At 67.8% G+C, this 10379-nt stretch carries 11 protein-coding genes; 3 read left to right on the top strand and 8 right to left on the bottom strand.

Going from position 1 to position 10379, the window contains the following annotated elements; translation table 11 throughout:
* The 3 genes from MJ785_RS01525 to MJ785_RS01515 all read right to left on the bottom strand — a co-directional run.
* On the bottom strand, nt 1–966 hold a 966-nt coding region (locus tag MJ785_RS01525), incomplete at its 3' end, for a 2-oxoacid:ferredoxin oxidoreductase subunit beta (protein ID WP_239379937.1).
* Nucleotides 959–2737 carry a 2-oxoacid:acceptor oxidoreductase subunit alpha gene (locus tag MJ785_RS01520; protein ID WP_370651405.1) on the bottom strand — a complete coding sequence of 593 codons (1779 nt, stop codon included), beginning with the start codon at nt 2735–2737 and terminating at the stop codon, nt 959–961. The genes MJ785_RS01525 and MJ785_RS01520, both read right to left, overlap by 8 nt.
* Nucleotides 2738–3290: 553 nt before the next feature.
* Nucleotides 3291–4112 carry a PIG-L deacetylase family protein gene (locus MJ785_RS01515; RefSeq protein ID WP_239308090.1) on the bottom strand — a complete coding sequence of 274 codons (822 nt, stop codon included), beginning with the start codon at nt 4110–4112 and terminating at the stop codon, nt 3291–3293.
* A 231-nt stretch (nt 4113–4343) separates the two neighbouring features.
* Here MJ785_RS01515 and MJ785_RS01510 point away from each other — a divergent pair, with 231 nt between their 5' ends.
* Nucleotides 4344–6185: a plasmid pRiA4b ORF-3 family protein gene (locus MJ785_RS01510; protein ID WP_239379936.1), complete on the top strand. Its 1842-nt coding sequence runs from the start codon at nt 4344–4346 to the stop codon at nt 6183–6185.
* A 219-nt stretch (nt 6186–6404) separates the two neighbouring features.
* On the opposite strand, the gene MJ785_RS01505 is transcribed toward MJ785_RS01510, so the two are convergent.
* The 5 genes from MJ785_RS01505 to MJ785_RS01485 all read right to left on the bottom strand — a co-directional run bounded on the left by MJ785_RS01505 (nt 6405) and on the right by MJ785_RS01485 (nt 9016).
* On the bottom strand, nt 6405–7073 hold the full coding sequence (locus MJ785_RS01505; protein WP_239379935.1) for a YdcF family protein: 669 nt from the start codon (nt 7071–7073) through the stop codon (nt 6405–6407).
* A complete protein-coding gene (locus tag MJ785_RS01500) occupies nt 7070–7342 on the bottom strand; it encodes a hypothetical protein (protein ID WP_239308086.1) in 273 nt (90 codons plus the stop codon). Before MJ785_RS01500 ends, MJ785_RS01505 begins: the two co-directional genes overlap by 4 nt.
* A 286-nt stretch (nt 7343–7628) precedes the next feature.
* Complete coding sequence (locus tag MJ785_RS01495) at nt 7629–8057, bottom strand: hypothetical protein (protein ID WP_239379934.1); 429 nt, start codon at nt 8055–8057, stop codon at nt 7629–7631.
* A gap of 13 nt (nt 8058–8070) precedes the next feature.
* Nucleotides 8071–8676 (bottom strand): ATP-binding protein, encoded by a 606-nt coding sequence (locus MJ785_RS01490; RefSeq protein ID WP_239308084.1) that lies wholly within the window; start codon nt 8674–8676, stop codon nt 8071–8073.
* 49 nt (nt 8677–8725) lie between these two features.
* Complete coding sequence (locus MJ785_RS01485) at nt 8726–9016, bottom strand: hypothetical protein (protein ID WP_239308083.1); 291 nt, start codon at nt 9014–9016, stop codon at nt 8726–8728.
* Between the two features lie 210 nt (nt 9017–9226).
* Here MJ785_RS01485 and MJ785_RS01480 point away from each other — a divergent pair, with 210 nt between their 5' ends.
* On the top strand, nt 9227–10096 hold the full coding sequence (locus tag MJ785_RS01480) for a helix-turn-helix transcriptional regulator (protein ID WP_239379933.1): 870 nt from the start codon (nt 9227–9229) through the stop codon (nt 10094–10096).
* Nucleotides 10093–10305 carry a DUF397 domain-containing protein gene (locus tag MJ785_RS01475; RefSeq protein ID WP_239379932.1) on the top strand — a complete coding sequence of 71 codons (213 nt, stop codon included), beginning with the start codon at nt 10093–10095 and terminating at the stop codon, nt 10303–10305. The genes MJ785_RS01480 and MJ785_RS01475 overlap by 4 nt, the downstream gene beginning before the upstream one ends.
* The last annotated feature ends 74 nt before the right edge of the window (nt 10306–10379 follow it).

Raw genomic sequence — 10379 nt, 5'->3', positions numbered from 1 at the left:
GCTGCCCGCCCGCGCGGAGGTGTTCTGCTCCGCCACCATGGCCTCGTACGAGGGCCGGTGCACCCGGCGGAACACCCCGATCGGGGTGTTGCTCAGATCGGAGTCGGACAGCCGAGACAGGGTGAAGGCGTAGGCCGGGCCCGCGACCGTCTCGTCGTGAACGATGATCTCGCTGCGGGGGACGTTGGCGGTGTCCGCGACCTCGAGCCCGAAACCACGCGGCTCGCGCACGACGCACTTCTCCCCCGACCCGCCGAACGTGATCGGCTTACCGTGCTCCAGACGGACCAGCACCGAGTCGCGGCTGGCCGGGTCCTTCAGCACGTCGAACGCACCGTCGTTGAAGATGGCACAGTTCTGGTAGATCTCGATGAAGGCGCTACCCTCGTGCGCGGCGGCGGCACGCAGCACCGAGTGCAGGTGCTTGCGGTCGGAGTCGATGGTACGGGCCACGAACGACGCCTCCGCGCCGAGCGCGAGCGCGATCGGGTTGAACGGGGTGTCGCGGGAGCCGACCGGCGTCGACTTGGTGACCTTGCCGAACTCCGACGTGGGCGAGCACTGCCCCTTGGTCAACCCGTAGATCCGGTTGTTGAACATCAGGATCTTGAGGTTGACGTTACGGCGGAGTGCGTGGATGAGGTGGTTGCCGCCGATCGACAGCGCGTCACCGTCACCGCTGACGACCCATACCGACAGGTCTGGACGGCTGACCGCGAGACCCGTCGCGATCGCCGGTGCCCGGCCGTGGATCGAGTGCATGCCGTAGGTGTTGAGGTAGTACGGGAACCGGGACGAACAGCCGATCCCGGAGACGAACGTGATCCGCTCACGCGGGATGCCCAGCTCCGGCATGAACGACTGGATGGCCGACAGGATCGCGAAGTCACCGCATCCCGGGCACCAGCGGACCTCCTGATTCGACCTGAAGTCCTTGGCGGTGAGTTTGACGGGCACTTCAGTCATTACGCACGACCTCCTCGAGAACTGTCTCCAGCTCGGCCGAGGTGAACGGCTGGCCGTTGACCTTGTTGTAGGACACGCTGTCGATCAGGTAGCGCTCCCGGACCACATGGGCGAGCTGGCCGAGGTTCATCTCCGGGATCACGACGCGGTCGTAGCTGGCGAGCACCGCACCGACGTTCTTCGGCATCGGCGCGATGTGACGCAGATGCGCCTGGGCGATGGAGACCCCGCGTTCCCGCAGCTTGCGGCAGGCGGCACCGATCGGCCCGTAGGTGGAGCCCCAGCCGAGCACCAGCACCCGGGCAGTACCCGAAGGATCCTCAACCTCAAGGTCAGGCACGTCGATCGCCTCGACCCGGGCCGCGCGCAGCCGCATCATCAGGTCGTGGTCGGCCGGCACATAGGACACCGCGCCGGTACGGTCCGCCTTCTCCAGCCCACCGATGCGGTGTTCCAGGCCGGGTGTGCCCGGCACCGCCCAGGGGCGGGCCAGCGTGTGCGGATCGTGCAGGTAGGGCAGGAACGTGCCGTCGGGGCCGTTGGGCTCGGTCGCGAACTCCACCCGCAGGTCGGGCAGGTCCGCCGGATCCGGCAACAGCCACGGCTCGGAGCCATTGGCCAGGTAGCCGTCGGAGAGCAGGATGACCGGCATCCGGTAGGTCAGCGCGATGCGCGCCGCCTCCAGCGCCGCGTCGAAACAGTCCGCCGGTGAGCGGGCCGCGATCACCGCGAGCGGCGCCTCACCGTGCCGGCCGAACAGGGCGATGTTCAGGTCGGACTGCTCGGTCTTGGTCGGCAGGCCGGTCGACGGGCCGGCCCGCTGCACGTCGACGATGACCAGCGGAAGCTCCAGCATCACCGCGAGGCCGAGGGTCTCGGTCTTGAGCGCCAGCCCCGGGCCGGAGGTCGAGGTGACACCGAGCGCACCGCCGTAGGAGGCACCCAGCGCCGAGCCGACCGCCGCGATCTCGTCCTCGGCCTGGAAGGTGGTCACGCCGTAGCGCTTGTACCCGGACAGCTCGTGCAGGATCTCCGAAGCCGGGGTGATCGGATAGGCACCCAGGAAGAGCGGCAGGCGAGCCCGCAGGGCCGCGGCGGCCAGGCCGTAGGCGAGCGCCGAGTTGCCGTTGACGCTGCGGTAGGTGCCGGGCTCCAGCTTCGCGGGCTTGACCTCGTAGCGGACGGCGAAGTCCTCGGTGGTCTCACCATAGTTCCAGCCGGCCTGGAACGCGGCCACGTTCGCGGCGGCCAGCACCGGCTTCTTGGCGAACTTCTGCTTGAGAAACTCGACCGTGCCCTCGGTGGGCCGGCTGTACATCCACGACAGCAGACCGAGGGCGAACATGTTCTTCGCCCGCTCGGCGTCCTTCTTGGCGACGTCGAGATCGGCGAGCGCGGCGACCGTCGCGGTCGTCAGCGGCACCCGGTGCACCGTGTACCCGTCGAGCGAGTCGTTCTCCAGTGGATTACTCGTGTAACCGACCTTCTCAAGATTACGCGGGGTGAACTCATCTGTGTTGACAATGATCTCCGCATTCGGCGGCAGATCGGCAAGATTGGCCCGCAACGCCGCCGGGTTCATCGCCACCAGTACATCCGGCGAGTCACCGGGGGTGAGGACGTCATGGGCGGCGAAATGCACCTGGAAGCTGGACACGCCGTGCAGCGATCCTGATGGGGCGCGGATCTCGGCGGGGTAGTTGGGCAGGGTGGACAGGTCGTTTCCCAGGATGGCGGTCTCGGAGGCGAAACGGTCGCCGGTGAGCTGCATGCCGTCGCCGGAGTCACCGGCGAACCGGATTGCCACCCGGTCCAGATGCTGGATCTGCTTGGCCACGTACGTGGACCTCCTCAATGACCGACGGTCGGCGAGGGTGCATACCCACTGTTCTACAGCGAGTAGAGCGAACCATGCGGATCGCCCGTCCTTCTTATACGGAGACATTGCTTCAGCGGTGTTTCGCACTGTCAAATCGCCATCTCGCGAAGCGGGCGTTCCAGCTCACGTCAAATTCGACAACAGCAACGTCACATATATCTCCGGACGTGCGGAAAAAGCCTCGCTCATTGTGCGGACAACACCTTCCGCGGGACCTTCGGGAGCCAATAGCGGAAAGACGTTTCCCGCCACGGGGGACCACCGCCCCCGCTCTCGCGGCGGCGAAGGTCGGGCGTCTGCCGGTAACCGGCCCACCAGGGTGTGGCTGGCACCACCTGCCCGGCGGATACGAAAAGTATCCAGCTCATCCGGACCCAGTCATCGGTCATCGGTTAACGGCCAGCGGCGGCAGGCGGCAGGCGGCAGGCGGTGCGCTCTCCCCCGGTCACCGGGCGAGGCTCGCGAAGATGTCGTCGAGGAGCGGCTGGCCGGGTGCCCGGCCATGTTCGACGTACCACTCGGTGCCCAGTGCCCATCTGAACACCGGGTAGGGAAGGCGCAGCAGCACTGTCAGCAGGCGGAGCCCCGACCCCGCGTCGACGCTGGCCTGGCTGGCGTGAGCGGCCAGGGCCGCCCTCTTCGTACGCGCGTGGCGACGCACGTCGACCCGGTGGGTCAGCGCCTCACGTGGGGTGTACATGCCCGCGGCGCGCGCGGGGCCGAAGCCCGCCGGGACGCCGGGCAACCGGCTGACGATCCGCAGCGCCCGCCGCAGCACCCCGCGATCCAGCGTCGCCTCCAGGACGACCGCGGTACCGGCGAGCCGGGCGGCACGAACCCCGACCTGGTGCACCTGCACATGGTCCGGGTGGCCGTAGCCACCGACCGGGTCGTAGATGGTGAGCGCGTCCGCCCGCTCCACCCGCAGGATCTCAGCCAGCCGCAGGGCCGCTTCACCGACGTCCGCCGCGGCGAATGTCGCCGGCGCGGCGGCGGACGGCGCGGCTGGCATCCCGGAATCCTGATAGCCCAGCCACACGACCCGCGCGCATCCGAGCAGCCGGGCGGAGCGCTCCAGCTCGGCCTGACGCTGGTGGGCCAACGGGCCGCGGGCGAGCACCTCACGCGACGCTGAGCCAGCAGCGCCGGTGGTGGCGACCACAAGGACCACCCGGTGCCCCTCGGCCGCCGCCCTCGCCAGGGTGCCGCCGGTGAGCAGCGCCTCATCATCAGGATGGGCGTGGAAGGAGACAAGTGTGTACGGCATCGTCCCAGTCTGCGCATCGGGCGAGGATGATCAGCCAGTGACCTTCCAGCGCGCTCCGCGGTGGAGAATCCGCGCGCGCTTGTCTGGTAGCGTCCTGTTACGATAGGAGGTGTGAGCCCTGTCACTCGGAAGAGCCCCGGTCAGGCCCTGATAAGGGACCACAGCCGGAACACGCCGTGGCCGTACGGGCCAGTCCTCGAAGCCGCCGCGCCCCTCCATGATGAGCAGTCGGTGCTCGTCGCTGAAATGTGGGCGTCACGGTTACTGGGGCAGATCTGGGTCACCGGTTGGGCCGATGACGCGGCCGGCGACACCCATGACCCGAATGACGTCATGGAAAACCAGGTCGAGACGTTTATCCACTATCTGGCGGGCCAGTCCAGCGCCGTTGCCCTGACGATCTTGCGCGCGCTGGCGCTGGTGGGTGAGGACTGGATGCGCGACCTGGCCACGGTGGCCGCGCGCGGCCTGGCCGGACGCGGTGTCCCGGAACCGGCCTGGGCCGCCCATAGCGGTACCACCGAACTGATCGACGCGCTGTCGACGACCGACATGTTCGGCGACGTTGAGGTGATCACGCTTGTCTTCCGGCGGGCCGCGATCGACCACGTTGTCGTCGTCTTCGTCGACCATGCCTCCCTCGCGGGCATCTTTAAGATCATGGTTGGCGAAATGGCGGCCAGCAACCTCACAACGCTGGTCACGACCTTCGGTCCGGCGGGATCGCTCAGCGATCCGATCTCACTGACTGCCGCGCAGGCCAGAGCCCGGCTCGATGACGCCCTCGACAGGATGCTCGATCACGGCCCGCCGGAGGCGGACTACCTCCCGGACGCGGCGGACCGCGACGGCGTTGCCCAGCACGGCGTCGACGACCGCGGCAGCGAGGACGACGAGGACGACGAGGACGACGACCCAGCCGGGACCTGGGCACTGCTGCGGGCGAGACTCGATCTACTGCCCGACGACGCGCTCGCCGGGACCGGGGCCAGCGACGCCGATATGATCGTTATTGGCGGATCGGATGTCAACGGCTCAGACTTGGACCTGGTCGATGACGGGGCCGACCGAGCGGAAGCCGGACGCGTCGTCACACGCTTCCTCGCGACAGATCGCGCCAAGGCGTTACCCGATCGCGACGTGGCCCGGATCTGGGCGCGGATGGCGGCTGATTGGGCCCTCGACCTGGGACGAGCGGCGCAGCACTACGGCCCGCTGTCGCTGGGATATTTCCTCATCACCGAAGTGAGTCAACACATTACGATCGGGGATGACGACCTGGCGCTGCTGCCAGCCGTCATCCGGGCCTGGGCGCACTTCACCGCCGACGCCCGCGGGCTGGGCGCCATCGCGCACCAGCAGTGGGACGAGCAGCTGGCGGACGTGCTGGACCAGTTCACCTCCGCGTACAAGGAACCTGGCGCGGTCGAGCACCGCGCCACCTGCGCGGACGTCATCGCCTTCCGGCTGTACGAGACCGAAACCAGCTCCGAGGCCCTCTTCGACAGGCTTTACGCATCGGCTCCCGCCCTCATACGCGGGCAACTCGACGCGGCCAGGCTGGCGCTGGACCCACTCCCGCCGCCCCCGCCACCCGCGGCCGCCGCGGCGGGAACCGTCTACCGGGTCAAGGTGCTGCTGCGCGGGTCGAAACCACCGATCTGGCGCCGGCTTGAGATCTCCTCGATGAGTACGCTGACCGACCTGCACAAGGTGATCCAGGCCGCGTTCGACTGGAATGGCGATCACCTATGGGTGTTCACGACCGACTACGGACAGTTCGGATATTCCTCCGACCTGGGCGATCAAGATCCGGACTCGGTGACCCTCGCCCAGATCGCCACGGAAGGCACCACGTTCCGCTACCTGTTCGACTTCGGCGACAACCTGGACCACAACGTCATTGTTGAGAGGACACTGCTCGCCGCGACGGGAACCGCCTATCCCCGTTGCGTCGGCGGCCGCCAGCCCGATCCCGCCCTGTACTACTTCGACGATGATGACGAGGGCCGTACCGACGCGGTCTTTGACAAAGAACTGATCAATGCCCGTCTCGCGAGGCTACAGACATAACCCGTAGCCTCCCAGCAAAGGCACGTACAGCATCCACGCACGACTCCTTTCCGTATTCAGCGGTTACGGAGCGCGGTTTTTGCTGGATTCAGATCTCAAAGGTTTGCGATCCGCTGACTGTAGATCGACACGATGTATCATGTGCGAAACGGATCGTCTGACCAAGCTGGTGTTTGAAGCAGGTCACGGCCAGTGCAACGGGGTTCATGGTCTGGCAGCTCAGGCGGTGAGGAGACGGCTGTCGAAGCCGGCGGCGACGAGAGCCTTGAAGGCCGCATACACGTCCTCCGGGACGTCCTGGGCGATGGCGAACCCGAGCTTCGGGTACTCGATCACCCGTTGCAGGTCACCGACGAGCATGTCGATGACCATCTTGTCGTCACCGATGCTCTTGAGGTAGTCGTCGAACACCAGCGGCTGCGACGCGCAGATCACCTCGACCTCGGGCCATAGCTTGCGGGCGGTGGCGAAGGAGCGCCGCTCCATATACGGCATGGAGACCAGCAGCACCCAGGCTGGGGCAATGCCTGCCGCGGCCAGGACCTGCCGGGAGAACGTGATGTTCTCACCGGTGTTGCGGGCCTTGGTCTCCAGCAGGATCGCGGTGTCGGGGACGCCGAGGTCGAGGGCATGCTCCCGGAAGTGGACGGCCTCACCGCGGGGGAACCGCTCCGGTGCGGTGGGGTTGGGGCCGCCGGTGAACACCAGGGTCGAAAACAGCCCGGCGCGATACAGCTCGGCGCAGAACACCGGCACCCCCAGGTCGTGGCTGCCCAAGCCGATCGCGACATCGACCGGCCGCACGTCGTGGTGCATCCGGTGGTAGTCCCAGATCAGGGTGGCCTGGTGCCGCGCCTCGTCGGTGATGGCTGGCTGGTTGTCCGTCACGCGCTCGTCTCCCTGGTCACCGCCGGGGGCCGGATGCCCCCTCGCTCACGGGCCTTGATGCCCTCGATGCTGCGCAGCTGGTGGCTCAGCCCGTAGCGCGCGGCCATCGTCGCGGCGCGGTCGAGGAGGGCCCGCCCATCATCCCGGGTGGCCGGGTCGGACAGCAGGATGTGGCCGTGGGCAGTGTCCAGACGGACCCGCTGTAGCGGCGAGTCGGCCGCCCCGCCGCCGCGGGCGATGCTGATGAAGTGCACCGCCTTGCTCAGCATATGTACCGCGCGAGGTCGGACTGGTCTCGTTCCAACTTTGAAGTCGGAACGGCCAGTCAGCAAGATTTAATACTTTCAGCCCATTTATGCCAGCCACACTGATGGCCTGTTTGGGTGATGCGAGTAGGAAATATGAACCAGATGATCGCTGTCGTGCTTGGGACTCGGCGCATCGTGGCCGCCGAGGATCCGCGGAGACACTGAGGCCGGCCAGGTTTCGCCCTGGGCTGCCGGCGTTCTCTTCGCCCCGCGAACCCGGCCCTCGGACCTCCAGGTCCACCAGTGGCTAGGACGAGGTGTTCGTCTGTACGACCGGCAAAGGTTGCACCGAGGCACTGGATCGAACCGCTGGGAGCGCGCGGAGTGGCACCGTCCGTGCAGCCGAGATCATCGCTTTTCGCTCTCCGTGTAAGCCGCAGGTGCATGTGTCCACGGAGCTGGCGCCCATGGAGTCGATCACAAGCCTGTCTGCGGGCCGCAGGCAGGCGCGGTCGTGGACGTCGAGCAGGCTGTGCACGTCTGTCCCGTAGGTGGCCGCGAGCAGCGCGAGAACCTGCGGGGTGAGCCGCCGCCGTTCGGCCGGGTGGGGCCAGCGCTCCAACTCGCAACGGTAGCGGCGGATGAACTCGCCCGCGATCTCCGCGGAGGTTGACCCCGCGTCCAGCATACGATCGCGTAGATCCTTCTGTTCTGCCTTCAGGCTGGCTTTCCTCATGGCCGACCCCCGGTCAGGTTCTGACACTGACGCGGTGTGCGACAGATTCGGGTGGACGGGGGCGGTGCCAGGGGTCAAGTCCACACAGCGCATCGGCGACCCGCCGCAGGGTTTCCGAGTCGGTGCGGTAGACGACCGGCCCCGTGGGCTCCGGCCCGACGATCGCTGTTCGGGTCGGCATCGCTGCAACCGTGGCCGTTGGTTCTGGCACCAGGCCGCCAGGAATCTCCGCCCACACGACCTTGCCTCGGGTCTTGGCGCGGTACCAGGACCATCGGCTGCTCAGCGCGCCGACCATGAGCAGGCCTCGGCCGCCCTCGCTGTCGGTGTCCGGGTCGGTGATGCGGGGGCCGGCGTCGTTGTCGTCCCACACCTCGATCAGGACGGTCCCGCTGGTCGCGGTGAGCCTTACGGCCACGACGTCGTCCGGGTGGCTTGCCTCCGCGCCGTTCGAGGCCAGCTCGCATACGACTACCTCAGCGACGCTGACGGCGTCCGGGTCGACGGACCACAGGGTGAGCGTGTCAACGGTGCTCCTGCGCACCTGGGGGACGGCGACGATCGTGGGCGGGAAATGCGCCACCGCAACCCGGATCGCGGACGAGGAGCCGCCGGTCATGCCGATCCCCACGCGGCGCCACGCGTGCGGCGGCCGGTGATCGTAGTGCTCATCCGCGTGCGGGCCGCGCGGGCAGGCAATGCGGCGGAGCGCCCGCACCCCGTGTGAGGCCGGGCAGGTCGCAGCCCGGGAGGACTGCGAACTCGACCCACACCACCAGCTCACACCGCGCCGGCGACAGGCGGCTGACCTTCGCCACCCGGTCATCCACAGTCAGGGGTAGGCAAGTCAGCGCCTGCCGCAGGCGCCGGTGCGCCCACTCGTGGGCGGCGTCGAAGTCACCGAACGCGCCCAGCGGTCGTCCCTCCGCGTCCCACACCACGTACCGGTGTTCCTCCATGGCCCTGCCCCCTTGCCCTTGCCGACCGGAAATCGATCTCCTGGCGTGCCCTTCGTTCCACGCCCCAGCGCCGTCATGGGCGGCGCCGGTGGTACTGGCAGAATGCACCTATGGAACTCTCATACGCAAGTACGTATGACTGATACGTGAGTCAGGGTTGATCGGCCCGAGGCAGGGGCTGGCAGACTGCTACCGGGAGAAGGGAGGGCGATGCCGAGCACACCAGGCCCTACCGTGCGGCGCCGGCGCCTGGGCGCGGAGCTGCGCCGCCTGCGGGAGGCCAAGGAGCTGACCGTCGACCAGGCTGGGGAACACATCCATCGCAGCGGGCCGACGATCAGCCGGATGGAGACCGGCCAGTTCCGGTTCGTCCTGCGTAACGTCTCGGACCTGCTCGACCTCTACGGCGTCACCGACGACGAGCAGCGCCAAACCCTGCTGGCACTGGTGAAGGAGAACCGCAGGCCCGCCTGGTGGTACTCCTACGGTGATCTCGTGCCCCGCTGGTTCCAGGTCTACATCGGCCTGGAAGCCGAAGCCTCCACGATCACGACGTTCGAGAGCCTGCTCGTCCCCGGCCTGCTCCAGACCGAGGACTACGCACGGGCGGTCATCCGCGCCGCCTCGCCGGAGCTACCCGCCCACGAAGTCGACCGGGCCGTGGAGCTCCGGATGAACCGGCAGAAGATCCTCACCGGAGACCAGCCCGTGCAGCTGTGGGCGATCATCGACGAGGCCGTGATCCGCCGCCACGTCGGAAGCCCCACCATCATGGCCCGGCAACTCGACCGGCTGATCGAGGCAGCCGAGCAACCCGCGGTGACGATCCAGGTCGTGCCGTTCACCGCGGGCGCCCACGCAGGCATGATCGCAAGCTTCACGATCCTGGGCTTTCCCGACACCGGCGGAGCCTCCGAGACGGTCTACATCGAAGCTCCCACGGGCAGCCTCTACCTGGAGAAACAGGCCGAGGTCCGACGCTACGAAGCCTGGATGAACCAGCTCCGCAGCTCCGCCCTCGCGCCCACCCCCAACACCCTCTCGATCATCAAAGCGGCACGTGAGAACCTACAGCGATGACCACCCACGGCGCGGACGCCCCCCTGACCTGGCGCAAGAGCAGTTACTCCGGCGGCACCGGCGGCAACTGCGTCGAGGTCGCCACCCTCCCCGACGGCGGCCGAGCCGTCCGCGACTCCAAGAACCCAGACGGACCGGTCCTACGCTTCACAGCCACCGAATGGACCGCCTTCCTCGCCGGCGCGCAGGACGGCGAGTTCGACCAGTAGCCGGACGATCACCAATGGCGGCAGGGCAGCCCAAGCCACACGACCTTCGTGCCGCGATCGCCGACTCCGTCGCC

The sequence above is a fragment of the Protofrankia sp. CiT1 genome, from assembly GCF_917627335.1.
Taxonomy (GTDB): Bacteria; Actinomycetota; Actinomycetes; order Frankiales; family Frankiaceae; genus Protofrankia.
The sequence above is the reverse complement of the archived record's forward strand: the minus strand, read 5'-3'. Positions and strand labels throughout refer to the sequence as shown.

Bases quoted from the DNA above. Each gene is read 5' to 3' on its own strand.
- MJ785_RS01520 (WP_370651405.1), bottom strand. From the start codon at position 2,737: ATGCAGCTCACCGGCGACCGTTTCGCCTCCGAGACCGCCATCCTGGGA.
- MJ785_RS01515 (WP_239308090.1), bottom strand. From the start codon at position 4,112: ATGCCGTACACACTTGTCTCCTTCCACGCCCATCCTGATGATGAGGCG.
- MJ785_RS01500 (WP_239308086.1), bottom strand. From the start codon at position 7,342: ATGCTGAGCAAGGCGGTGCACTTCATCAGCATCGCCCGCGGCGGCGGG.
- MJ785_RS01495 (WP_239379934.1), bottom strand. From the start codon at position 8,057: ATGAGGAAAGCCAGCCTGAAGGCAGAACAGAAGGATCTACGCGATCGT.
- MJ785_RS01490 (WP_239308084.1), bottom strand. From the start codon at position 8,676: ATGACCGGCGGCTCCTCGTCCGCGATCCGGGTTGCGGTGGCGCATTTC.
- MJ785_RS01485 (WP_239308083.1), bottom strand. From the start codon at position 9,016: ATGGAGGAACACCGGTACGTGGTGTGGGACGCGGAGGGACGACCGCTG.
- MJ785_RS01480 (WP_239379933.1), top strand. From the start codon at position 9,227: ATGCCGAGCACACCAGGCCCTACCGTGCGGCGCCGGCGCCTGGGCGCG.
- MJ785_RS01475 (WP_239379932.1), top strand. From the start codon at position 10,093: ATGACCACCCACGGCGCGGACGCCCCCCTGACCTGGCGCAAGAGCAGT.